The 22,681-nt window shown below is 62.4% G+C and carries 21 protein-coding genes; 10 read left to right on the top strand and 11 right to left on the bottom strand.

From position 1 onward, the window contains the following. Nucleotides 1-37: 37 nt before the first annotated feature. Nucleotides 38-472, bottom strand: a complete 435-nt coding sequence (locus tag OSC37_RS01350; protein ID WP_267162810.1) for a DUF302 domain-containing protein — start codon at nt 470-472, stop codon at nt 38-40. Between the two features lie 119 nt (nt 473-591). On the opposite strand from OSC37_RS01350, the gene OSC37_RS01355 reads away from it, so the two are divergent. Both OSC37_RS01355 and OSC37_RS01360 read left to right on the top strand, forming a co-directional pair. After that, nucleotides 592-1,284: a phosphoglycolate phosphatase gene (locus tag OSC37_RS01355; protein ID WP_382186705.1), complete on the top strand. Its 693-nt coding sequence runs from the start codon at nt 592-594 to the stop codon at nt 1,282-1,284. Nucleotides 1,285-1,848: 564 nt separating this feature from the next. Continuing rightward, nucleotides 1,849-3,468, top strand: a complete 1,620-nt coding sequence (locus OSC37_RS01360) for a GTPBP1 family GTP-binding protein (RefSeq protein ID WP_267162812.1) — start codon at nt 1,849-1,851, stop codon at nt 3,466-3,468. A gap of 43 nt (nt 3,469-3,511) precedes the next feature. Here the strand turns inward: OSC37_RS01360 and OSC37_RS01365 are convergent, their stop codons facing one another. Together OSC37_RS01365 and OSC37_RS01370 are read right to left on the bottom strand one after the other, a co-directional pair. Further along, nucleotides 3,512-4,036: a GNAT family N-acetyltransferase gene (locus OSC37_RS01365; protein ID WP_267162813.1), complete on the bottom strand. Its 525-nt coding sequence runs from the start codon at nt 4,034-4,036 to the stop codon at nt 3,512-3,514. Nucleotides 4,037-4,115: 79 nt separating this feature from the next. After that, a complete protein-coding gene (locus OSC37_RS01370; RefSeq protein ID WP_267162814.1) occupies nt 4,116-4,283 on the bottom strand; it encodes a DUF7331 family protein in 168 nt (55 codons plus the stop codon). A gap of 318 nt (nt 4,284-4,601) precedes the next feature. Between OSC37_RS01370 and OSC37_RS01375 the strand changes: the two genes are divergently transcribed. After that, complete coding sequence (locus OSC37_RS01375; protein WP_267162815.1) at nt 4,602-5,558, top strand: D-2-hydroxyacid dehydrogenase; 957 nt, start codon at nt 4,602-4,604, stop codon at nt 5,556-5,558. Between the two features lie 11 nt (nt 5,559-5,569). On the opposite strand, the gene OSC37_RS01380 is transcribed toward OSC37_RS01375, so the two are convergent. Next, a complete protein-coding gene (locus OSC37_RS01380; protein WP_267162816.1) occupies nt 5,570-6,781 on the bottom strand; it encodes an aminotransferase-like domain-containing protein in 1,212 nt (403 codons plus the stop codon). Nucleotides 6,782-6,955: 174 nt separating this feature from the next. Between OSC37_RS01380 and OSC37_RS01385 the strand changes: the two genes are divergently transcribed. Continuing rightward, the gene (locus tag OSC37_RS01385) at nt 6,956-7,207 is read left to right on the top strand and encodes a translation initiation factor eIF-1A (RefSeq protein WP_245683196.1); all 252 of its coding nucleotides are present in this window, start codon (nt 6,956-6,958) and stop codon (nt 7,205-7,207) included. Nucleotides 7,208-7,385: 178 nt separating this feature from the next. Here OSC37_RS01385 and OSC37_RS01390 read toward each other — a convergent pair whose 3' ends face one another. Continuing rightward, nucleotides 7,386-7,580: a cold-shock protein gene (locus OSC37_RS01390; RefSeq protein WP_092701426.1), complete on the bottom strand. Its 195-nt coding sequence runs from the start codon at nt 7,578-7,580 to the stop codon at nt 7,386-7,388. A 220-nt stretch (nt 7,581-7,800) separates the two neighbouring features. Between OSC37_RS01390 and OSC37_RS01395 the strand changes: the two genes are divergently transcribed. Next, a complete protein-coding gene (locus OSC37_RS01395; protein ID WP_267162817.1) occupies nt 7,801-8,598 on the top strand; it encodes an ABC transporter ATP-binding protein in 798 nt (265 codons plus the stop codon). Then, the gene (locus OSC37_RS01400; RefSeq protein ID WP_267162818.1) at nt 8,595-10,970 is read left to right on the top strand and encodes a type II CAAX endopeptidase family protein; all 2,376 of its coding nucleotides are present in this window, start codon (nt 8,595-8,597) and stop codon (nt 10,968-10,970) included. The genes OSC37_RS01395 and OSC37_RS01400 overlap by 4 nt, the downstream gene beginning before the upstream one ends. On the opposite strand, the gene OSC37_RS01405 is transcribed toward OSC37_RS01400, so the two are convergent. Together OSC37_RS01405 and OSC37_RS01410 are read right to left on the bottom strand one after the other, a co-directional pair. Beyond that, nucleotides 10,967-11,377: an RNA-binding domain-containing protein gene (locus OSC37_RS01405; RefSeq protein ID WP_267162819.1), complete on the bottom strand. Its 411-nt coding sequence runs from the start codon at nt 11,375-11,377 to the stop codon at nt 10,967-10,969. The two genes, OSC37_RS01400 and OSC37_RS01405, sit on opposite strands and share 4 nt — an antisense overlap. Then, nucleotides 11,374-11,919 (bottom strand): AAA family ATPase, encoded by a 546-nt coding sequence (locus OSC37_RS01410; protein ID WP_267162820.1) that lies wholly within the window; start codon nt 11,917-11,919, stop codon nt 11,374-11,376. The genes OSC37_RS01405 and OSC37_RS01410 overlap by 4 nt, the downstream gene beginning before the upstream one ends. Nucleotides 11,920-12,022: 103 nt before the next feature. Between OSC37_RS01410 and OSC37_RS01415 the strand changes: the two genes are divergently transcribed. Continuing rightward, nucleotides 12,023-13,327: a M28 family peptidase gene (locus tag OSC37_RS01415; RefSeq protein ID WP_267162821.1), complete on the top strand. Its 1,305-nt coding sequence runs from the start codon at nt 12,023-12,025 to the stop codon at nt 13,325-13,327. 93 nt (nt 13,328-13,420) lie between these two features. Continuing rightward, nucleotides 13,421-13,852 (top strand): CBS domain-containing protein, encoded by a 432-nt coding sequence (locus OSC37_RS01420; protein ID WP_267162822.1) that lies wholly within the window; start codon nt 13,421-13,423, stop codon nt 13,850-13,852. Nucleotides 13,853-13,873: 21 nt separating this feature from the next. Here the strand turns inward: OSC37_RS01420 and OSC37_RS01425 are convergent, their stop codons facing one another. Continuing rightward, complete coding sequence (locus OSC37_RS01425; RefSeq protein ID WP_267162823.1) at nt 13,874-14,587, bottom strand: methyltransferase domain-containing protein; 714 nt, start codon at nt 14,585-14,587, stop codon at nt 13,874-13,876. A gap of 240 nt (nt 14,588-14,827) precedes the next feature. Between OSC37_RS01425 and OSC37_RS01430 the strand changes: the two genes are divergently transcribed. Continuing rightward, complete coding sequence (locus OSC37_RS01430) at nt 14,828-16,030, top strand: DUF418 domain-containing protein (RefSeq protein WP_267162824.1); 1,203 nt, start codon at nt 14,828-14,830, stop codon at nt 16,028-16,030. Here OSC37_RS01430 and hisD read toward each other — a convergent pair. The 3 genes from hisD to purB are packed head-to-tail and all read right to left on the bottom strand — an operon-like array spanning nt 16,027 to nt 20,364. After that, nucleotides 16,027-17,292 carry a histidinol dehydrogenase gene (gene hisD / locus OSC37_RS01435; protein WP_267162825.1) on the bottom strand — a complete coding sequence of 422 codons (1,266 nt, stop codon included), beginning with the start codon at nt 17,290-17,292 and terminating at the stop codon, nt 16,027-16,029. The genes OSC37_RS01430 and hisD overlap by 4 nt on opposite strands. Before the next feature lie 45 nt (nt 17,293-17,337). Beyond that, entirely contained in the window at nt 17,338-18,927 is a 1,590-nt protein-coding gene (gene serA / locus OSC37_RS01440) for a phosphoglycerate dehydrogenase (protein ID WP_267162826.1), read from the bottom strand. A gap of 48 nt (nt 18,928-18,975) precedes the next feature. After that, nucleotides 18,976-20,364, bottom strand: coding sequence for an adenylosuccinate lyase (purB, locus tag OSC37_RS01445; RefSeq protein WP_267162827.1), 1,389 nt, complete (start codon nt 20,362-20,364; stop codon nt 18,976-18,978). A gap of 88 nt (nt 20,365-20,452) precedes the next feature. Between purB and tmcA the strand changes: the two genes are divergently transcribed. Then, on the top strand, nt 20,453-22,669 hold the full coding sequence (gene tmcA / locus OSC37_RS01450) for a tRNA(Met) cytidine acetyltransferase TmcA (RefSeq protein ID WP_267162828.1): 2,217 nt from the start codon (nt 20,453-20,455) through the stop codon (nt 22,667-22,669). Nucleotides 22,670-22,681: the final 12 nt, after the last annotated feature.

The raw sequence follows: 22,681 nt of genomic DNA on the forward strand, positions 1-22,681 counted from the left end.
GGTAGGCGATTCAGGCGATTAAGCCCATCGGACCGCATCAGCTGTGGGTCTCGATGTTCTCCCAGACCTCCGTCATCCGCTCGCCGGTGAACTCAATGAGTTCCTCGATATCGTCATCTCCCGGACAACAACCCAGGTCACGGATGGCCTTCGTGGCTGAAAAGTGATGGACGTGCACAAGGTCATCGTCCTCTTTCTCGTAGACAGCGGTCGTACATGGTAACATGCCGGCGAGCTCTTGGTCGATTTCGATGGCGTCGCGCGCGATGGTGGGGTGACAGACAACCAGCAGTGCTGTCTGCGAGACCTCCTCGCCGAGCATCCCCGATATCATCCGGTCCAAACGCGTCACCTTCACGGTCTCGAAGTCAGCCAGTTCGTGCTCCAGTTGGACGAACGGGACGGCGTCCTCGAACGACATATCCAGTGTGGTATGGAGCGCCTCCTCTGCTGTCGGGGCCTTCTGGCTCATGCACTGGTCCTTGGTGGCGACCGGAATAAGTCTACTCCTGTCCCGAACGTAAGCGAAAAGAGACGAGCACTCTGAACCGACGTATGGACTTCGAGGAGAGTCTGGCGCTCGCCCGGTCGTTGCCCGAGTCGCTCCCGCCGCTGACTGTCGACATCGACGGAACACTCACTGACGACAGCCGTGCCGTCGACCCGCGTGTGTTTCCCGTGCTCCAGTCGTGGCCGTCGGCTGTCGTCATTGCGACAGGGAAGGCGATGCCATATCCGGTTTCCCTCTGTGAGTTTCTTGGGATCGAAACGCGCGTTATCGCCGAGAACGGCGGCGTCGTCATTCCCGACCGCCAGCGGGATGTTATCTTCCTCGCGGATCCTGAGACCGTCGAATCGCTGGCGAGAGCATACCAGGAGCGCGGACACAGCCTCGGTTGGGGGAGTTCTGACCTTGTGAACCGCTGGCGAGCAACAGAGCTTGCCGTGAGCCGAGACTCCCCACTCGACCCGCTTGTGGAACTCGCAGACGAATATGGCCTGACGGTCGTCGACACCGGCTACGCCTATCACGTCCACGAGGCGTCGGTCGACAAGGGGGTCGCGCTCCAGCGGATGGCGTCTGAACTCGACCGCAATCCAGGCGAGTTTGCATTCATCGGAGACTCGCCGAACGACGTGCCAGGGTTCGAGATAGCTGGTACCGCTGTAGCCGTCGACAACGCGCCGGATTCGGTCAAGCCGAACGCCGATTACACCACCTCGAAAGCGTACGGCGGAGGATTCCTCGAAGCCGTCGAGTGGCTCTCTGAGCGACACCGGTAGCGAGAATTTATATACGGTTGCGAAGCACCCAGGCCCATGACCTGACAGTTGCCACGGGGTGGCAAGCGATTGTACGGCACACCACCCCGTGGACCGTTTGTGCCGTCTGCTCGCTCCAGTACGCTGACCGGTGGTGTCCAGATAGGCATCGGACAAACAGCCTGTTTCGGCCGACCAATCCAGCAAATCCTGGCGGACTGAAAGGGCGAGGGGATCTCGGCGAACCCCGGCGACGTAAGCCGCGAGGCGGCGGTGCCGCCTCGGCCCGTCCGAACGGCGCGTTGCGCCGTGGGGAGACACTGCAGGCCGCTTGCGGCCGAAGTCGTTCGAAAATCAAAGATTTTCGTGATGACGAAAGAGCTCCGCTCTTTCGAACCACGCGCAGCGAGTGTTCCGCGAATAGCATGAGCGGAACGACGAAAGACGAGCGGAGCGAGTCTTTCGGAACGCGGGAGTTGAGAGCCCCGAGGGCTTTCCTGTCTTCCGACTTTCTCCAATCTCTTATCTGAACAATACCCGCTGACCCGGGGAAAGCTTTTGTTGGGTGGCCCGTAACCCTCGCCTATGAGCCCCGAAACGGCCGCTCTCAGACGCGCTATCGACGAAGGCGAACGCGAGGGCGGCAGCGTCGAGTTCAAAGAGCGGCTCACCAAGGACGTCCACCTCCAGGACGGGAGACGTGAGAGCCTTGCCGCACAGCTCCGCCACCGGATTCTGTCGGGCGACGGTGAAGCGACCTACGTCATCGGCGTTACCGACGACGGCGGTGTCCCAGGAATCCCAATCGAGGCGTTCTCCGAATCGATGGACGTGCTCTCCCTGCTGGCCGACGAGGCAGATGCTCACATCGAGAACGTCGAGACGTGGGGCGAAGACGAGACTGGGGAGCCAGACCGGCTGGTCGGTATCGCCACAGTTCGGGAGGGGCCGGTGATGAACGACGACGAACATATCGTGGTCGGCACCGCAGGGCACGTCGACCACGGCAAGTCCACCTTGGTCGGTTCGCTGGTGACCGGACAGGCCGACGACGGCGAAGGTGGGACCCGGAGTTTTCTCGATGTCCAGCCCCACGAGGTCGAACGCGGGCTGTCAGCGGACCTCTCGTACGGTGTCTACGGGTTCGACGCCGAGGGGCCGATACGGATGGACAACCCTCACCGGAAAGGCGACAGGGCCCGCATCGTTGAGGAGGCCGACCGCCTTGTCTCGTTTGTCGACACTGTCGGCCACGAACCGTGGCTCCGGACGACGATACGTGGTCTCGTCGGCCAGAAGCTCGATTACGGGCTTTTGACGATTGCGGCCGACGACGGGCCGACCGAGACCGCCCGCGAGCACCTCGGCATCCTCCTGGCGACCGAACTCCCGACTATCGTCGCAATCACGAAAGCCGACCTTGTGGACGACGAGAGGCTTGCTACGGTCGAGCGCGAGGTCGAGGGACTGTTACGGGATGTCGGCAAGACTCCACTCCGTGTCGACCGCCACGGTGTCCAGACAGCTATCGAGGAAATCGACGAGACCGTCGTGCCAATTGTGACGACCAGCGCGGTCACACAGGATGGACTCGAAACCCTCGACCAGTTCTTCGAACAACTACCGAAAACGGGGACGGCCCACGAAGACGAGCAGTTCAGAATGTACGTCGACCGGACGTACAACGTCACTGGTGTCGGCCCTGTGGCGTCGGGCACTATCAAGTCTGGTTCGGTCGAAGCAGGCGACGAACTCCTGCTTGGCCCGCTGTCGAACGGTGAGTTTCGCGAGGTCGAGGTCCGGAGCATCGAGATGCACTACCATCGAGTCGATGCGGCCTCTGCGGGGCGGATTGTCGGCATTGCCCTGAAGAACATCAGCGAACGCGATATCGAGCGTGGGATGGTGTTGGTACCAAAAGACAGTGACCCCAAGCCGGTTCGTGAGTTCGAGGCCGAGGTGATGGTGCTGAACCATCCAACACGCATCGACGAGGGATACGAGCCGGTGGTACATCTAGAGACGGTCAGCGAGGCTGCGATTATCACACCGTCTAACGGTCAGTTGCTGCCCGGCGATTCCGGAACGGCTACGATTCGATTCAAGTTCCAGCCGTATCTCGTCGAGGAGGGTCAGCGGTTTGTCTTCCGTGAGGGCCACAGCAAAGGCGTCGGAACGGTCAAGACTGTCAACCCAGCCGAGTGAACCTCGGCACACATCCCTGGGCGCATCGATTTTATGATGGCCCTCAGCTGTCGGGGACGGCAACCGTCTCGGGAACGTCACTCCGTTCGAGGACACTGCGCTGCTCTGGGGGAAGGTCGCGCGACTGGAATATCGCCACTCCCTTCTCGTATTGTTCCCTCTCGGCCGGTTCCGCTGGATCGTACTCCATCACGAGTTCTGCAATCCCTGTCTCTCGCCCACTGTACCTGAACCCGGCGTTGTAGCAGGCCCGGTAGGCTCGGGGATTGTTTACCGCTATCGTAATGTTGTTGTAGGCATCGCCGTCGAGTGCGTCAGCGGTAAAGCGCAACAACCGTGACCCGATACCTTCGCCTTGGCGGTCCTCACGCACAGTCACGTATCTTAGGTGGCCGATAGTGGGATTATCTCGGTCCGCATTGAACGCGACAGCACCCACAACGCCATCGTCAGTAACGACACTCTTGCCGGTTGAGGACATAACGAACTTCCCGGCGTAGGCAAACTCCTTGTAATCGAGCTCCAGCGTCGGGCCGTCTGGGGGGTAGCCAACTATCGAGTACTCCATCTACCAGTACCCGGGCTACTCACCAGGGCTCAAAAAATGATGTGGCTGGTCTCGAAAGGCACAAGAATCGCAACCGCGGTTATTGACGGTCGTCGAGAGCGAACGCTACTGTCGATTGGATCCAGGCCTGGTGATTCTCTCGGTCGTAGATGACGTACTCTTCGTCGCCGATATTGAGCTCGGCGTACCGGGATTGTTCGTTCTCGACAACCGGTGCATCCGTATCGTCCGCGGTATTCGTGCTCATGGTTAGTTGGGCCAACGGGCCGTCTCTACCTCCAATATGTTATTGGTTCTCACAGTATATAAGCCTCGCGTCGGATTATCACGTATGAGAATCCAGTCGTAGTGAGTATCAGCGTCGGTCTGTGGTCTGCATATCGAGATGGTCCTCCGTGTGATTTGATAGTAGCTGCTGTGATAGCGGCTTTTTAAGTGTCTCCCACTGAGACTGGTTTTGAGTTGACAGTCCCGCAGGCTCCATCTCCTCGACAGTGGCAGTTCTCCATGGGCGCTGCTGTTCGAGTTCGTTATCGGTAATTGGGTGGCCGTCTAATCCGCCGTCATGGAGACAAACCGGTCGCTGTTGCTCGCACATACCGTTTCGCCCGAGTGGTCCCAGAAGATAGCTGCCGAACTCACAGGCCGACTTCCGACAGACGCAATCAAGAACGCAATGACTCCTGCCGAGACTCTTGCATCCGTCGAATCCGCGGAGATGCTCGTTGCCGGGCAGTTCGAGTTGGAGTGGCTGGACCGTGCTCGTCGACTGCAGTTGGTACAGACACTTTGGGCCGGCGTCGACATGTATCCGCTCGACAGCATCGAAGAGGCAGACGTGTGGATGGCCAACGCGGCCGGCGTTCACGCCAGACCAATTGCCGAGCAAGTGCTGGGCTACATGCTCCAGTTCGAGCGCGGCTTGAACGAGGCCACGGCCAATCACAGACGGGGGGTCTGGGAGTCGATTCGTGGCGGTGAGCTTGGCACGAAGACGGTCGGTATCATCGGCGTCGGGGCCATCGGGTCACGGGTCACAGAGCTGGTGAGTGCCTTCGGGGCCGAAACGATAGGCACGAAACGCGATACCACGACAGTGCCGGACGCACTCGATCAGGTGTTCCCAGCAGACGAGTATCACAAGATTCTGACCCAGGCCGACTACGTCGTGGTTGCTTGCCCGCTGACCGACGAGACCGAGGGTCTCCTGGGTATCGATGAGTTCCGACTGATGAGTCGGGAGAGCGTCCTCATCAACGTTGCCCGCGGTGAGATTGTCGATCAGGACGATCTTGTTAGGGCACTCCAGCACGGTCTCATTGATGGGGCTGCGCTCGACGTTTTTGACGAGGAGCCACTGCCGCCGGATTCTCTCCTGTGGGACCTTTCAAACGTGGTCGTGACGCCACATATGGCCTGGACGACATCGAAGACGACCGACCGCTGGGCCGATCTCATCGCCGAGAACTACGACGCGCTCACAGCGAGCAGTCCGAAAAACATCACCAACAGAGTGCTGTGACTGAGGAGTGACTATCTCGCCTGCGCGATACTGGCAGCCAGCGCTTCGATTCCTGCGGTGATCTCGTCTTTCTTGACGTACGTGAACGATAGTCGAAGCGCGTTCTCGCCGCCGTCACCGGGGTAGAACATCGGTCCCGGGAGATACGTGACGCCGGCTTCGGCAGCAGATTCGAGCATCGCTTCGGCATCGACGCTCTCTGGAAGTGTGACCCAGACGAAGAAGCCGCCGGCAGGCTCTGTCCACTCTACCTCAGCGGGCATGTTCTCCTCTAGTTCGTCGAGCATGTGGTCTCGCTTCGCTCGATAGGCCTCACGAATCGCCGGCAGATTGTCGTCGAGCTGCCCGGACTCGCAGTAGTGGCCAACGAAGGACTCGGTGAACGTGTTTGTCCCACCGGCAGCGACTGTCTCTGTGGCCTCCTGTATCCGTTTGGGTGCTGTCAGCCATCCCATCCGAACGCCGGGCGCGAGCGTCTTGGCGAACGAGCCGACTCGGATAACACGCTCGGAATCGGTCATCGTTGCCAGGGGTGGCGGCGCTTCCGCATCGAGCCAGAGGTCGCTGTAGGCACCGTCTTCGAGGACGCCGAAATCGTATTCCTCGGCGAGTTCGAGGAGTCGCTCCCGGCGTTCCCGTGAGAGTGTCGTTCCCGTTGGATTGTGAAAGTCCGGTATCGTATACGCGAACGTTGGAGGTTCTGCTCCCCGCTCGCGACGATGTCGAAGTTTCGCTGCCAACTGCTCGACAATCATCCCGTCCTCGTCGACCGGAACCGAGACGATGTCAACACCGAAGTTCCGGAACACGCCGAGAATACCCATGAAGGTCGGCGCTTCAACGATAATCGTGTCTCCAGGGTCGAGAAACGCCCGACAGACAGTATCGATTGCGTGGGTCGCACCGTTTGTCACCAGCAGGTCGTGAGTGTCGAAGTCGATGCCGCGCTCGCGCTCTTGTTCGACAAGATACGATCGAAGCTCTTCTCTGTACTCCCCAGCACCGTACTGCAGGGCCTCGTCGCCCTCCTCGGCGAGAACGGCGTCGACCGATTCGGCGAGGCCACTCTGTGGGAACAGGTCCGGGTCGGGAAACCCGAAACTCAGCGAGACAGCGTCCTCGGTCGCGATACTTCGCCAACTCCCGTATGCAGACTCGTCGATAGCTGCTCGGACGGGTGCCGTGAGCTTCTCCTCCAGCGGAGTGGACTCGGCCTCTGACATCTGATAGCTGTTGCTCAGTTCTGCGTGGGCTAAAGTATGCAGGTACTGTGTCGAATCCTCGCGCCTGCCTCCCGTCTTGGGGTCGATATAAGCTCACACGCGTCACGCAGGACTTTAAAGTTTCGGGCACATATCGATACTGTGACTGAGGAAAACGGGCGTCGGAACCTCCGAATGCCCAACGACGACGAGCTGTTCGCGGTCGTTACCCGCCACGACGGCGGTAATCACGTCCGCGTCCAGTGTGAAGACGGTAAAGACCGACTCGGCCGTATCCCAGGCCGAATGAAGTACCGAACATGGATCGAAGAGGGAGACGTGGTGCTGGTCGAGCCCTGGGACTGGCAAGACGAGAAAGCTAACATCGAGTGGCGGTACACGAACCAGAACGCCGAGCAACTCCGCAGCGAAGGCCATATCGACTGACAACTCTTTTCGTACCTGTTGCTCTCTGTCGTGTAGTCTCGACGCTGTAGTACTGTTGCTCTCTGTTGTGTAGTTTCAACACCCCCCAGCGCTACCGCTCGGGAGTGTTTGAGTAAAGATGGTCGGTCGTATGCCGTCGGATGACCGCAAACGACCGCAGTGAGATTCGAATCCTCGTTTAGAGGCGAACGACGTTCTTCGCGCGCGGGCCTTTCGGGGCCTGCTCGATGTCGAATTCGATTTCGGTACCTTCAGTCAGGTCTTCACCGCCAACGTCCTCCATGTGGAAGAAAACGTCTTCGTCTGCGTCTTCTGTGTCGATGAAACCGTAGCCGCCAGTGTCGTTGAAGAAATCAACCTTACCGTTTGCCATTGCAACTATCTACAGCAGAGGTACACGTATAAGCGTGTCGAAGCTGTAGTCTACATGAGAAAATGATGTACAACTGTCGGCCAGTGTCGACTCCCGTGGACAGTTGTTCTCTGTTCGGTCCGGAGAGCGTTCACTGACCGCAGTTACACGTCTTCCTTCGGTGTAGCGGGACAGTGCTCAATTCATAAACGGTTTTGTCTCCCGCTTGAACACTCAACGTATGTGTCCTATTCAAGACGAACGAAGTAATTCCTCCCGGCCCTCGGCACCGCCAGCGGCGGCCATCACAGCCGACGGGCTGACAAAGCGGTACGGCGAGACGCTGGCTGTCGACGGACTCGACCTAGATATTTCCCGGCGAAGTGTCTACGGATTTCTCGGCCCGAACGGTGCCGGCAAGACGACCACCATCGAGATGTTGACCTCGTTGCTTCCGCCGACCAGCGGCGAGGCCAGGGTTATGGGTGTTCCTGTCTCTGAGCGCGACCGCGTCAAACAGCATCTCGGCTATCTCCCACACGAACCGCCAGTCTACGAGTCCTATACCGCACGAGAACAGCTCGCCTACGCCGCCGATATCCGGAACCTCGACGCCGCGGCTTCTGATGACCGTATCGACGCCTTGCTCGACCGGATCGGTCTGCTTGAGGCGGCCAACGAGCGTATCGACACCTACTCGCAGGGGATGCGCCGGAAGGTTGGGCTGGTGCAGGCAATTCTGCACGACCCCGACGTTGCCTTTCTCGACGAGCCGACGAGTGGACTCGACCCGCGGGCCTCTCGGGCGGTCATCGACCTGATTGCTGAACAGGTCGAAGCAGGAACGACGGTGTTTCTCTCCTCACACATCCTGCCCGTCGTGGAGGAGCTGGCGGATACGGTGGGTGTTCTCTACGAGGGGTCGCTGGTCGCCGAAGACACGCCGGCGACTCTCATCGAGCGCACGGAGTCGACAGCGGGAGAAGGAACACTCGAAGCGGCATTCCTCGAGGTTACGACCGACGAACATGCCCTATGAGTACGATAGGTTCCGCGCTGGTGCGTGACCTTCGCATCGGCTGGACAATCGCATACGCCGAGGCGGCCGACCTCTGGCGCCGAAACGACTCGCGCCGCCAGCGTGTCATCTACGGCTTTCTCGCGCTTTTGACGCTGCCTGCGGTGTTGTTGTTCGTCAACCAAGGGTACGCACTCGGCGTCGCAAGCCGTGGTGGCGTAGACGCACCGGTCGTGGCGGCGTCCCGGAACTTCCTGCTCCCGGGTCTGGTCGCTCTCGCTGTTCTCGGGGGCTTAGGAGCCGTACAGTCGTTGGCGCGTGACCCTGTGGAGTCGCTGTTGTTGACCAGCGCCCCGACGCGGGCAATCGTCGTCGGGAAGTCGCTCTACCTGCTTGGAACCTGGCTCGTTCCGATGAGCCTAACTTTTGCTCCGGTTCTCGCGTATGCTGTCGGTGCAAAAGCACCGCTGTTTCCAGTCGCGGCCATCGTCTTCGGGGTGCCGTTGTTGTTCCTGGCGCTACTCGTCGGGCTGACGCTCGCGTATCTGCTCTGGGTGGGTGTCGAACGCCTTGGGCTCCCTGAGTACGCGCGCCAACTCGTGACCGCCTCTGTGACGCTCGTCGTCTTCGTGCTGGCATTTACCGGTGGCTTTCTCTCGGGCAAAGCGAGCGCGACAGTCGACCAACTCCCGACAGGCGACCCCGTGACGCCGCTGGGATGGTACGCCGACCTGCTGTTCATCGGGTCGCCTGTCGGCGGGCGACTCGGCTGGCAGACGCTTGTCGCGGCCGTCGTCGTCGCAACAGCAATCTCTGCCGTCTTCGCTCTCCAGGTCCGGATTGCGCCCGCGTTCTGGTACGCGGCACCGAAGACAGCCGCCGAGGACGACACCAAACCCCAACAGTCCCGTCCTACATTCGAGCAGCCCCCAAGCGAGACAATTGGGCGAGGTGACGGACTCGCGTCCCGCTCGACGACGCTTCGCCTGGCGCTCGGCTTCGTTCGTGGAGTCGTTCGTCGGCCCGACCAGTACGTCTATCTCCTCTACTATGTCTTCCCGATGCTGGCGATTCTCCTTCCCGTGGGGCTGGAGTCGCCGGCGCGTCTGCCTCCAGCTGTCGGCGGTGCTCTCGTCGTGTTGGGTGTCTGGCTGTCCGGTGGGCTGGTCTGTTTAAACCCTCTCGGGGGAGAGGGTGCGATGCTCTCACAGCTTGTTCTCTCATCGACACCAGCACGGGCGTTTCTCCACGCACGCTTGCTCGTGGGCGTCTGTGTCGGCCTCGCTGTGAGTCTCGTGGGGGCTGTCCTCTATCTCCTCACGGGACCATTCGTCACCGTCGCGCTCGCAGCCGTCGTCGTTCCGTTACTCGTGGGTGTCGTCTTCACCAGCGCGGCGTTCGCGCTCGGCATCGGCTCGGTACTCCCCAAATTCGAGACCACGGAAGTCTTCGACAGCGTCGAGACGGTCGCACCCTCCATCGTCGCATCTCTGATTCACGGGGCCACGATGCTCCTCGTTACTGCCACTGCGGTGGCACTCGGAGCGCTGTCGACGGCGTCCGAGACACCGCTCTCTGGCGGGGAGGCTGTCGCCGTCTTTAGCCTGTTCGGTCTCGCGATGTTCGTCACGGCCGACGGTTCGCGACGATATGCGATTGCACGGTTCCGGGACTACGGCCGGGACCAGGTCGGGCTCGGTGGGTTGTTCCGCGTGTACGCGAGCCTCCTGTTGGCTGTCGCCGCGCTTGTTCTCGGCCAGGCTGTCGGCAGTTCCGTCGCGCTGGTCGTCGGGTTAGACCGGCCGGTCGCGCTGTTACTTCCGCTCCTGTTTGTCGCAGAGTACGCCGGTTACGTCCTCGTTGCCGTTGGATTTCTCTACGTCACGCGCCGCGGGCTCGGCTATCTCGACCTCGCTCGCCCCTCACGGCGTGACCTCCTGGTTGGAGCTGGTGGCCTCGTGGCATCGGTCGCGGTCTGGGCGATTGCGAGTCTCCTCATCTCGGGGCTCGGGCTTCCCGTGGCAGACCATCCGCTGTTCAGTGCCGAAGAAGGCGACGCCTGGCTGTTGCTCGCGCTCGTCCCGCTCGTCCTGTTCGTCAACGCCCCTGTCGAAGAACTCCTCTATCGCAATGTTATCCAGAAATACCTCGGCGAACGGTTCTCGTCGCTGACGGCAATCGTCCTTGCCAGTGGTATCTTTGCGCTGGCGCACCTCCCAGCCTACTTCGGCGGTGACCTGCTCGGGACAGCTGTCACGCTCGGACTGTTGTTCGTGGTCTCGTGTGTCTGGGGTGCGGTCTACGTTCGGACAGAGAACATCCTCGTCGTCGCCGCCGTCCACGGCGGGTATAACGCACTCCTCGTCGCTGGCGCGTATCTCGCGGCCGTCTAGTCGGTATCGACGGGCGCGCCGCCTTCGGTCGGTGGCGCGAGGTAGTCGATGAACTCTTCGACAGTCGGCTCGGAGACGGTCACCTGCACCGCGATAGCCCCGAGTTCGCCCGGTTCGTCGACGACGAAGTTGACGACCTCCTCGACGGCGGCCTGCTTGTTCAGCCGGAACGAAAACGAGTCACCGCGGCGGTTATCGAAGAACACACCCCGGGCGGTGTCGAGAATCTCCTGTCTGTGAAGCAGCTGGGAGAGATGTTCGAGGTCGTGTACTTCCGCGGTCAACTCGCCGTGACGAAATGTCGGCTCGGCGGGCGGGAAGATATTCGCTATCCCGTCTGCGACGCGGTCTGTTACTTCGGTGTCGTACACCGGTGCGGTGATTTCGACATCGATGCTGTGTATCATGGCTGGTCAAGTAGGTCGCGTATCTCCTCGTGAAATGCGTCGAGGCTGCCGTCGTTTTCCAGTGCCAGGTCGGCTCGTTCCATCGCCTCGTCCATCCCGAAGCTCAGCTCTCGCTCGTCACGCTCTGCAAGGGACTCGCCGCCCTCCTCTTCGCCGGCATCTCGTCCGCGCAGCTCCAGGCGGTTGGCCCGCATCTCGAAGGGTGCCTCGACACGGACCAGCAGAAAGGCGTCTCCGAAGGCGTCTTCGAAGGCGTCGACCTCCACGTCCGAGCGGATGCCGTCGACGATTACCGTCTCGTTGTCTTCGAGCTCGGCTTCGATGAGCGGGAGCGAGCGCTCGGCCACTGCGGCGGGGCCGTTCTCCTCGCGTAGTGCCTGTGCAATCTCGCCGTGGTGGGTCGCCGGGTCGAGTCCGCGGTCGCGACATTCCGCGCGGATGACATCACCCATCGTCACCACCGGAACACCCATCTCTCGTGCGACTTCGGCCGCCTCGCTTTTGCCGCTGCCCGGCAGGCCGACCGTACCGATAACTGTCATTGACGGGAGTTGGCTTACCCGCCGGATAAACACTGCGAACAGGTCCGACGGTCGTCCTTGCTGAAACCAATACATTCAGGGCCGGGGCCGCGCTTGGGCCGGTATGGCACGGCTCGATACCCGGGTTGTCGGTGACGCGTATCGCAACGGAATCGCCTGGGAGACACTCGTCTCGCTGGTCGACATCGAGAACAGAATGGCCGCCCACGAGGGCGAGGATAAAGGTGCACAGACGATTGCGTCCACTTTAGAGGAGGTCGGTGTAAGTGACGTTTCCGTCGAGGAGTTCGAGGTACCTGGGTGGTGGCGTGGCTCTTCGAGCCTCGACCTCACGGAGCAGGGACGCTACGGACACCAACACCAGAGTATCGCGCTCCCAGGGACGCCTGCGGGCGAGGAGACGGCCGAGCTGGTCGATGTCGGTCACGGCACGCCCGACGAGTTCGAAGAGGCCGATATCGAGGGCGCAATCGCGATGGCATCGAGCAAGACCCCCAAAGACCACGACCGCTGGATCCACCGCAAGGAGAAATACGAGGCCGCCGTCGAGGGCGGAGCGGTCGGCTTCGTCTTCCGCAACCACGTCGAGGGCTGTCTCCCACCCACGGGCGGTATCCACGAGGGCGACAGCCCTGGCGCGATACCGGCTGTCGGCGTTTCGCGCGAACTCGGTCACCGGCTGGTCCGACACTGCGAGGACGGCGTCGAGGCCACTCTGTCGGTCGATTGTCGCAACGAGACCGCTACCTCACAGAACGTCTCGGGTGTCATCGGTCCGGATACGGACGAGCGGATTCTCGTCACCGCACACCACGACGCCCACGATATCGCGGAGGGGGCCGAGGACAACGGCGCTGGCTCGGCGCTCGTCTGTGAACTCGCCCGCCTCCTCTCCCAGGTGAGCGAGGAGCTATCGATTGCAGTCGAGTTCGCCACCTTCGGCGCAGAGGAGACCGGCCTCCGTGGCTCCTCGCACATGGCGGCGACGCGGGACCTCGATGAGATTCGCGCGGTCGTAAATCTCGACGCAATCGGCGGCTCGCGGTCGCTGGGAGTCGCCACCCACGGCTTCGACGAACTCACCGCGACCTTCGAGGCAGTGTCCGAGGAGTTCGAGACACCAATCGAGGTTGACGAGGATATCAAGCCACACAGTGACCACTGGCCGTTCGTCCAGAAGGGTGTGCCGGGAATTATGGCCTACTCGGTCTCGGAGTCCGACGGCCGTGGCTGGGGACACACCCACGCCGACACGCTGGACAAGCTCGATAAGCGTGACTTCCGTGACCTCGCTGTCTTGCTCTCGGCTGGGGTCGCGGAGCTGGCCACCGAGGAGTTCGTTCCCGAACACGTCGACGCCGAGACAATCGAACGCCGGGCCGAGGAGCAGGGCCTCGACATCGACTGATAGCGACTGCCGCGAGTGTCTGTCCGACGAGACGCACCGACAGGACAGAATCTGTGCGATAGGTTTTCACACTGCCAACTCCAATAACGCTCCATGACGGAGCGCGAAATTCCGTCGATTCGGGATGTGTGCGTGGGAAACGTGATGACCGAGGCGGTGGAAACGATTGGAGCCGACAGAACGGCGTCTTCGGCGGCGAACCGTCTCTTTGAGTCCGATATCGGTTCGCTTCTCGTCGGTGTCGAATCCGGGACACCGGATGGAATCATCACCGAGAGCGACTTCGTCGAACTCGCCGCGACAGAGCAGGAGCCGACTACGGTGACCGTCGCAGACTGTATGAGCGCGCCAGTCGTCACGGCCTCGACAGACGAAACCCTCGGCGATGTCGCGACGCTGATGACCGAGGAGAATATCAAAAAGGTCCCGGTTTTCGACGAAACAGAGGGAGCAGTCGCCGGGATGGTGACGACGACCGACATCGCGACGTATCTGCCCGTCGGCGAATACCATCCCGAAAGATAATCCGAGGCTTGTTTTCATCGACTACTTCGAGAGCGCAGCGCAGTAGTGGGAACCGTTGTCTCCGTATCGCACGTCGGTCACTGCCCAGTCGGTGCCGACGGTCGCCTCGCGGAGGCGGTCTGGACTGAACAGCCGAAAGAGTAGAATGTCGCCGACGCCCTCCTCGTACTCGAAACTCATTACCCGGGGGGCCAGCCCCGGCGTCGGGTCCGGCCGGTAGCCGAGTAACTCGCTCGTCTCTTCGCGTTCCGGGTCGTAGCTGTCGAGTATCGCCGTTCCGTCTGGACGGGTGACAACCTCCAGGTCGTGCAGGAACTGTCGGAGGCCGGCCATCGACCCGGCGAGACCAGCCTGTGTTCCGTACGCCAGCGCCGATTGAAACCGGTCGTGGTCGAACGTCTCCCGCAGGTCGAACATATCTGCTCTCCGTGGGTTCTCGACGCCGCGTTCGTCCATCAGGGAGACGAGGTGTTCGCTGACCTCGACGGCGACAGTTTCGAACTGGTCCTGGAAGTACAGCGCGTGTTTACCAACCCCTGCACCGATATCCAGTAGCGGCCCCTCCAGAACGGAATCGAACCAGTCGGCCCACGCCTCGTCGCCGGTGTACTCCTCGAAGTAGAACTCCTCAATTGGGTGTTCGAGCGTCTGTGCGCCGTCTCGTTGTATCAGTGGCTCTGTCCGCCTGCCGTGGTGGTGGTCTGCCAGCGCACGACCGAAAGGGTCTGTTGTCATTCCGAGGGCGTGTTTTTCTCCCCGAATCATAAAACCACGATAAGATGTGACATCTGGTAACTATTGTTACTGTCCCTCCCAAATGCCAGCACATGGCGGCGTTCGCCACAGAAATACAATTGCTTTAGTGGCTGCCATGCGATGTCACAGATAAGGAATGTGGCACGACGGGACTCCCATTGCGTTCGGCCGTGAACGACTGATTGGCCGACCGGTAGATTCCACCCGGGGGCAGAGGCGATGACCGCAGAGAGCGGCCCGACACCGCCCTCTGAGCGTATTGTCGCCCTCGACGCCCTGCGGGGGTTCGCGCTGCTCGGCATCCTCGTCATCAACATCCGGCTGTTTTCGATGCCCGAAATCGTCCTCTCGAATCCAACCGCATACGGCGAGTTCACGGGCGCGAACTACTGGGCGTGGTTCGCCGGTCACGTCCTCGCAGAACAGAAGTTCATCACGCTGTTTACAATTCTGTTTGGCGGGGGCGTTTTGCTCTTTACCAGAAACGCAGAACAGAAAGGCAAAGACGCGCTCGGACTGTTCTTCAAGCGTTCGGGCTGGCTCGTCGTCTTCGGCCTCGTTCACGCCTACGTGCTGTGGTACGGTGATATCCTCGTCGCCTACGGGGTGACGGCCTTCTTCGTGGTCTTCCTTCGAGACCACGACGCCCGTAGCCTGTTCGGACTCGCGATTGTCCTTCTCGCGATTCCCTCACTGACAGAGGTGTCGGTCGCCCTGACGAGCCAGGCCGGCGACCTCGCGAGTACGCTCGACCCGCCAGCGTCTACCCTCCAGAGCGAAATCGAGACCTACCGTAGCGGCTGGGTCGAACAGCTCGACCACCGTGTGCCGACATCCTTCCGGCGACAGACAGAGGGCTACCTCGGCTACACTTTCTGGCGGGTGGCCGGGGCGATGATACTTGGGATGGCGCTGTTCAAAGAGGGGATTCTCACCAACGAGCGGTCCTCTCGCTTCTATCGGCGACTCGCCGTCGGCGGAGGCGTCGTCGGTCTGGCGCTGACACTCGCCGGTGTTGCCTTCATCGAGACCAACGACTGGGCCGTCGACTCGATTCTCCTCTGGCAGCAGTTCAATTACTGGGGGAGCTTCCTGCTTGCCGGCGGATACATCGGCGCAATCATGCTGCTCTCGCGGCGCTTTGCCGGTGGAGCTGTGACGGGGGGACTTGCCGCGGTCGGCCGAACCGCTTTCAGCAACTACATCCTCCAAACCCTCGTCGCGACCACGATTTTCTACGGCCACGGACTCGGGCAGTTCGGCCAGGTCACCCGCGCCGAAGCGCTCGGGCTGGTGGTCGTCATCTGGCTGGTCCAGATACCACTGTCTGTACTATGGCTTCGGTATTTCCGGTTCGGACCGATGGAGTGGCTCTGGCGACTGGTCACCTACGAGTCCGTCCCGCCGCTTCGGCGCGGTTAGCGTCGCTTCTCGATGCTCTCTGCGTGGGCGTCGAGTCCCTCCGTGCGCGCGAGCGTCGTGACCGCATCGGCAATCTCGTCGAGACCCTCCTCGGAGAGTCGCTGGACCGTCGACGAGCGGAGGAACGTCTCGACCGAGAGACCGCCCACTCGTTTTGCCTCGCCACCGGTTGGGAGGACGTGGTTGGGGCCGCTGGCGTAGTCACCCGCGGCAACGGGACTGTACGGCCCCAGAAAGACTGATCCCGCGTTCTCGATGCGGGCTAGCAGCTCCTCGTCGTCATCGGCGACGATAGAGAGGTGCTCGACCGCGTACTCGTCGGCGAAGAGTGTGGCTTCGCTCATCGAGCGAGCGAGGAAGACGCCGCTTGCTTCGTTTTCCAGGGCTTCCTTGACGACTTCAGACCGGGCCGCCTCCTCGGCTTGTGCCTCGGTTTCGGCGGCGATTTCCTCGGCGAGGTTCTCGTCTGCAGTCACCGCCGCGGCCGCGGCGTCGGTGTCGTGTTCGGCCTGTGCGACGAGGTCGCTGGCGACCAGCTCTGGGTCTGCGGTCTCGTCGGCGACAACCAACAGCTCGCTTGGACCAGCCAGGAAGTCGATGTTGACGTCGCCACGAACCTCCGCCTTGGCCGCTGTCACCCACTTGTTGCCCGGGCCGACGACGACGTCACAGGCGTTGACCGTCTCGGTGCCGTAGGCGAGTCCGGCGATTGCCTGTGCGCCGCCGACCTGATAGACGGCGTCCGCGCCGGCAACCTCGATAGCCGCAAGCGTCGCCGGCGAAATATTGTCTGCGGGTGGCGTCGTCACCGCCACGTGGTCGACCCCGGCTACCTTCGCCGGAATGACGCCCATCAGTGCGCTGGAGGGATACGAGGCGGTCCCGCCGGGCGCGTAGACGCCAGCCGAGGAGAGCGGCTTAAACCGCCGTCCGAGCTCCCGGCCGTCGAACTCTTCGCGCCAGTCCTCGGGTTTCTGTCGCTCGTGAAAGGCACGGATGTTCTCGGCTGCGGTTTCGATTGCCGCCAGCACCTCGTCGTCGACGGCATCCACCGCTCGTTCTGCCTCGTCGGTGATATCGATTGTTCCGACCGTGACGCCGTCGAACTCCTCGGCGTACTCTCGAACTGCAACGTCACCGGCTTCTCGGACCCGCTCGATGATCTCGGCGACATCGCCCCTGACGGATTCGACCCCGCTCGACCGTTCGAAAATAGCTCGTCGCGTCGCTGGCGTCAGGTCTGCCGTCCTGCGTACGTTCATGCTGTCTAGTTCGCTGCCGTCAGTAACTGTCTGTCGCTTTCTGGCTTATTCGCCGTTATCGAGCGAAATGTACCGCGTCTCGATAATCCGTTCGTCCTCGCCGAGTCGTTCCAGCACTTCCCCGGAGACGGTATCATCAAGGTTGTACACCGACAGCGCCTCGCCGCCGATTGTCTCGCGGCCGTTGAACATGCCCGCGATGTTCACGTCTGCCTCGCCGAGTACCGAGCCGATGAAGCCGATGACTCCCGGCTCGTCGGTGTTCCGTGCCACGAGCATGTGGCCGTGTGGGACGGCATCGACACGGTAGCCGTCGATGCGGACGATACGGGGGTCCTCGCCGGCAAAGAGCGTCCCGCAGACGCTCACGCTCTCCTCGTTGTTGCCTGCCGTTACGGTGACGAGCGACTGGAAGTCCTCGGCGCGTCGGGTTTTGGTCTCGATGACCTCGATGCCGCGCTGGTCTGCGACGCGGGGCGCGTTGACCGCGTTGACCTGCCACTCCAGCGGTTCGAAGACACCTTTCAGCGCGCTCGCGGTGACGAAGTCGATGTCCTCGTCAGCGATGTCACCGGCATACGAGACCTCGACCTGTTCGACGCGGCCGTCAAGCAACTGGACGGCGATTTCGCCCGCGGTGTCTGCCAGCCCCACGTACGGCTCGATTGCGGGGTATGAACTCTCGTCGATAGAGGGCGCGTTGAGTGCGTTCGTGACGGGCTCGTTCTCGAAGGCCGCGAGCACCTGTTCGGCCGTTGAGACGGCGACGTTCTCCTGTGCCGCCTCCGTCGAGGCCCCCAGATGGGGCGTCACGATAACCTCATCGACATCAAGGAGTGGGCTGTCCGGCGAGACGGGCTCGTCGGCGAAGACGTCCACTGCTGCACCCTTGAGGATGCCGTCTTCGACAGCCTCGGCAAGTGCGGGCTCGTCGACGATGCCGCCCCGGGCGCAGTTGACGACGTAGCCGCCTTCGAGCTGGGCGAGTTCGGCTTCGCCGATCATGTTCTCAGTTTCGTCGGTCAGCGGCGTGTGAATCGTCAGGAAATCGGCCGCTGTGAGACAGTCGTCGAGACTCTCGACCAGGTCGGCCCCGAACTGAGAGGCCCGTTCCTCGCTGATGTAAGGGTCGAAGACCACCACGTCCATCCCGAGACTCGTGAGCCGTTTCGCGACCTGCTGGCCGACGCGGCCAAAGCCGACGACGCCCAGCGTTTTGTCGTTTACTTCGGTTCCGAGGAACTCGCCTTTCGCCCAGTCTCCTCCCGAGAGCCGAGCGTGTGCCTGGGGAATCGAGCGTGCCGACGCGAACGTCATCGCGACAGTGTGCTCTGCGGCCGCACGGACGTTCCCCTCAGGTGCGTTGGCGACGATGACGCCGTTGTCCGTCGCCGCGTCCAGGTCGATGTTGTCGACGCCGATGCCGGCACGACCGACGATGAGGAGGTCCTCGGCCGCTTCGAAGACCTCTCGGGTGACCTCTGTGCCCGACCGGACGATGAGAGCATGGACGCCCGAAACCGCCTCAAGTAGTTCCTCGTCGCTCAGCGCGTACGATTTCTCGACCTCGTGGCCGTTGTCTTCAAGCAGCTCGATGCCCGCCGAGGCTATCGGGTCCGTCACCAGTACCTTCATATCCCGAGCATGAGCGGGCGGGGAGATAACGTTTGTTTTCTGCTGGCCTCAGCGATCGATATCGTCGACCATGTCTGCCGCGATGCCGGTGTATCCGGCCGGCGTCAGCGCCCGGAGCTCCTCGCGAACAGACTCGGGCACGTCGAGTGTGCCAAACAGCTCCCGGAAATCAGCCAGTGTCACCTCCTGGCCGCGAGTCAGCTCTTTGACGCGCTCATAGGCGTCGGCCTGTCCTTCCCGGCGGAGTATCGTCTGGACGGCCTCCCCCAGTATCTCGGGCGTCGCCTCCAACTCCTCGGCCATGACCTGCTCGTTGGGAACGACCTTCGAGAGGCCGGCCCCGAGCTTCTCGTAGCCGATGAGACAGTGAGCCAGTGCCGCGCCGATGTTGCGCTTTACCGTCGAATCGGAGAGGTCACGCTGGAGCCGCGAACGCGTGAGATAGTCCCCGAGAAACGCCAGGTCGGCGTTTGCCTTCGAGAGGTTCCCCTCGCTGTTCTCGAAGTCGATGGGGTTGACTTTGTGTGGCATCGTCGAGGAGCCCGTCTCGCCCTCGACGGCCTCCTGGCCGAGATAGCGGTCCGAGACGTAGAGCCACATATCCACGTCGAGGTCGAGGGCGACGTTGTTCGCGCCACGGAGCGCGTCGAACAGCTCGGCGAGGTCGTCACAGGGGTTGACCTGCGTCGTCAACGGCTCGTGGTCGAGACCGAGGTCCTCGACGAACGCACGGCTGAACGCCCGCCAGTCGACCTCGGGGTACGCCGCCGTATGCGCTGCGTATGTCCCGCTCGCGCCAGCCAGCTTGCCTGACAGCGACCCGGCAGCCGCCTCGATACGCCCGAGTTGCTGGCCCAGCCGCGAGGCATACACTGCCATCTCCTTGCCGAAGGTGGTCGGCGTCGCGGGCTGGCCGTGGGTGCGTGCGAGCATCGGCAGGTCTCGGTACTCCTGTGCCATCGCGGCGAGCGCGTCCCGAACCTCCCGGAGCGATGGGACGAGCACCTCCGTTATCGCAGGGCCGACAAGCAGCCGGTAGGCGAGGTTGTTCACGTCCTCGCTGGTGAGCCCGAAGTGAATCCACTCGGCACAGTCGAGACCCTCGGGGAGCCCATCGCGGATGAAGTATTCGATGGCTTTCACGTCGTGGTTGGTGGCGGCGTACTCGCCGTAGCCGGTCGTTTCGAGTTGTTTGACGATATCAGCGTCCTCGCTGTCGAACGACTCATAGAGGTCACGGAGGTGGGCCCGCTGCTGGTCGTCGATTTCGAGTGGTGTCGCATCGCGGTCTGCCAGCGCGATGAGATACTCGACCTCGACTTCGACTCGCGCACGCATGAGCGCACGCTCGCTGACGTACCGTGTGAGCGGCTCTGTGTAGCGAGCGTACCGCCCGTCGAGCGGCGCGACTGCCTCGTAACTGGTCCGGTCGGTCATATCTGTCCATGCTCGACAGGCTCGAAAAAGCCTACCGGTCGATATCTCGGGTTTAAATACGACGCGGCCGCTACGCTGAGCCACGGCTGTGATTGATTTCGCACGTAATCTACTCGCGCAGGCCCGCGCCGACGACCAGCGTCGCCTGCTGCTCCTCGCTGGAGTGCCAGCGAACACCCGCGAGCTGGCCGCGGAAACGCTCGCTGGCATCGATATTCCGCTCGGCGAGACCACCTACGTCGGCCCGGCAGATTCGTTTCAGTGTGAAACGCTCGGGTACAACAGGACCGCCGACCTGCTCGGCACGACGCGGTCTGCGGTGGTGCTCGACTGTCACGAGCGGTGTGAACCCAACCACATCGGACAGCTCGTCGGGGCCGTCGACGGCGGCGGCCTCTTCGTGTTGCTCGCGCCGCCGCTCGATTCCTGGAACGAACGCCGGGATGACTTCGACGAGACGCTCGCGGTCCCGCCGTTCGAGACGACAGACGTGACCGTATGGTTCCGCGAGCGACTCGCAGACACACTCCAGGCACACAGAGGAGTGGCCGTCGTCGACGCGGATAGCCGAACCGTCGAACGCGACGGCCTCGTCGAGTACGGCCCATCGACACACCAGACCGACGACGAGCCACCGGCCGAGAGTGTGCTTCCAACTGAGGTGTACGACCACTGCGCGACAGTCGACCAGCGAGAGGCGCTTACCGCCCTCGAAGCGCTAGCCGACCCCGGCGAGGCCGTGGTCGTCGAGGCCAACCGTGGCAGGGGGAAATCTGCCGTCGCCGGGTTGGCCACTGGGGGTCTCGCCCACGAGGGGTACGACGTCGTCGTCACCGGTCCGCAGTATCGAAATGTCGCCACCCTCATCGACCACGCCCGTACGCTACTCGAAAACCTAGGTGGACTCGACGAGGTGCGGCCAGCGGACAACCCCCGACTGCTGGGGGGGAATGGGAGCGTCCGATACGTCCCCGTCGAGCAGATTGACTCGCTTGACGACCCTGACTGTCTCGTCGTCGACGAGGCCGCTGCCCTCCCGGTTCGCCGCCTCGAAGCGACGCTTGCTGTCTCCTCTGTCGCATATATCACGACCACACACGGCTACGAGGGGACCGGCCGTGGGTTCGCCGTCAGATTCCGGGACCGTCTGCTCGATGGGCCACACAACGTGACCGAGGTCGGCCTGTCGACGCCAGTCCGACACGCGCCGGCAGACCCTGTCGAGGTGTGGTCGTTTCGGGCGCTTGCTCTCGGCGCTGGCCCGCCGGTCGCGGACCTGCTCGTCGAGGCCTCTCCCGAGTCGGTGACCTATCGCTCACTGTCGAGCCAAGAGCTGTGTGCCGACGAGACGCTGTTGTCGGAGGTGTTCGGGCTGCTCGTGTTCGCACACTACCGGACAGAACCCAACGACCTGATGCGCCTGCTCGACGCGCCGAACGTCTCCGTCCACGGCCTCTTTCACGAGGGCCATCCGGTTTCGGTGGCGCTGCTCGCTCGCGAGGGCGGACTCTCTCCCGGGACCCGCGAGCGCATCTACGAGGGGCAGCGCATCAGGGGGAACATGATTCCGGACGTCCTCACGAGCCAGCTCCGTGACCCCGAAGCGGGCGAGACACGGGGTCACCGGGTGATGCGGATTGCGACACACGGCGAGGTCCGCTCGGAGGGGTTCGGGTCGCGCCTGCTCGACGAACTCGCCCGAGAGTACGAGGATGCTGACTGGCTCGGCGTGGGATACGGCGCGACCTCCGAACTTGTCGAGTTCTGGCGAGCAAACGAGTTCTCGCCGGTCCATCTCTCGACGACCCGGAACCGACGGAGCGGCGAACACTCGGTAATCATGCTCCGCCCGCTTTCTCCTGCGGGCGAGGCGTTGCTTTCGACGCACACAGCGTGGTTTCTCGAACGGCTGCCCGATACGCTTCCCGACGCGCTTGCAGCGGCCGACCCCGACGTTGTCCGCGCTGTCTGCCGTGCCATCGAGACGCCACCGGCGCTGGAGCTGGGTGAGTTCGAGCAACGACACCTCGCCTCGGTCGCCGCCGGCCCCGGCATCTTCGAGACAGCGCCTGGTCCAGTTCGGGACCTGGCTCTCCGTGCGCTCGTCGGCTCCGACTCGGTCCTCTCGGAGCGTGAGCAGCGACTGCTGGTGATGCGGTGTCTCCAGCTTCGCCCTGCAGAGGGTGTCGCCGACGCCTTGGGGTACGACGCCGCGGCGGCCTGTAATCGGGCACTCGGCGACGCTGTCGGGTCCGTGCTCGACGCGGACGGAATCGTAGACGAGGAGCAGGAGTCCCTGGAATGAGTGCGCGACCGT

It is taken from the genome of Halovenus salina (assembly GCF_026410925.1).
In the GTDB taxonomy this organism is placed as follows: domain Archaea; phylum Halobacteriota; class Halobacteria; order Halobacteriales; family Haloarculaceae; genus Halovenus; species Halovenus salina.

What these genes read in the sequence shown, in the direction of transcription:
- OSC37_RS01400 (WP_267162818.1), top strand. Translation starts at nt 8,595, where the DNA reads ATGAGTACGATAGGTTCCGCGCTGGTGCGTGACCTTCGCATCGGCTGG.
- OSC37_RS01365 (WP_267162813.1), bottom strand. Translation starts at nt 4,036, where the DNA reads ATGGAGTACTCGATAGTTGGCTACCCCCCAGACGGCCCGACGCTGGAG.
- OSC37_RS01380 (WP_267162816.1), bottom strand. Translation starts at nt 6,781, where the DNA reads ATGTCAGAGGCCGAGTCCACTCCGCTGGAGGAGAAGCTCACGGCACCC.
- OSC37_RS01405 (WP_267162819.1), bottom strand. Translation starts at nt 11,377, where the DNA reads ATGATACACAGCATCGATGTCGAAATCACCGCACCGGTGTACGACACC.
- OSC37_RS01385 (WP_245683196.1), top strand. Translation starts at nt 6,956, where the DNA reads ATGCCCAACGACGACGAGCTGTTCGCGGTCGTTACCCGCCACGACGGC.
- OSC37_RS01425 (WP_267162823.1), bottom strand. Translation starts at nt 14,587, where the DNA reads ATGACAACAGACCCTTTCGGTCGTGCGCTGGCAGACCACCACCACGGC.
- OSC37_RS01420 (WP_267162822.1), top strand. Translation starts at nt 13,421, where the DNA reads ATGACGGAGCGCGAAATTCCGTCGATTCGGGATGTGTGCGTGGGAAAC.
- OSC37_RS01395 (WP_267162817.1), top strand. Translation starts at nt 7,801, where the DNA reads ATGTGTCCTATTCAAGACGAACGAAGTAATTCCTCCCGGCCCTCGGCA.
- serA (WP_267162826.1), bottom strand. Translation starts at nt 18,927, where the DNA reads ATGAAGGTACTGGTGACGGACCCGATAGCCTCGGCGGGCATCGAGCTG.
- purB (WP_267162827.1), bottom strand. Translation starts at nt 20,364, where the DNA reads ATGACCGACCGGACCAGTTACGAGGCAGTCGCGCCGCTCGACGGGCGG.
- OSC37_RS01415 (WP_267162821.1), top strand. Translation starts at nt 12,023, where the DNA reads ATGGCACGGCTCGATACCCGGGTTGTCGGTGACGCGTATCGCAACGGA.
- OSC37_RS01360 (WP_267162812.1), top strand. Translation starts at nt 1,849, where the DNA reads ATGAGCCCCGAAACGGCCGCTCTCAGACGCGCTATCGACGAAGGCGAA.
- OSC37_RS01430 (WP_267162824.1), top strand. Translation starts at nt 14,828, where the DNA reads ATGACCGCAGAGAGCGGCCCGACACCGCCCTCTGAGCGTATTGTCGCC.
- OSC37_RS01370 (WP_267162814.1), bottom strand. Translation starts at nt 4,283, where the DNA reads ATGAGCACGAATACCGCGGACGATACGGATGCACCGGTTGTCGAGAAC.
- OSC37_RS01350 (WP_267162810.1), bottom strand. Translation starts at nt 472, where the DNA reads ATGAGCCAGAAGGCCCCGACAGCAGAGGAGGCGCTCCATACCACACTG.
- hisD (WP_267162825.1), bottom strand. Translation starts at nt 17,292, where the DNA reads ATGAACGTACGCAGGACGGCAGACCTGACGCCAGCGACGCGACGAGCT.
- OSC37_RS01390 (WP_092701426.1), bottom strand. Translation starts at nt 7,580, where the DNA reads ATGGCAAACGGTAAGGTTGATTTCTTCAACGACACTGGCGGCTACGGT.
- OSC37_RS01410 (WP_267162820.1), bottom strand. Translation starts at nt 11,919, where the DNA reads ATGACAGTTATCGGTACGGTCGGCCTGCCGGGCAGCGGCAAAAGCGAG.
- OSC37_RS01375 (WP_267162815.1), top strand. Translation starts at nt 4,602, where the DNA reads ATGGAGACAAACCGGTCGCTGTTGCTCGCACATACCGTTTCGCCCGAG.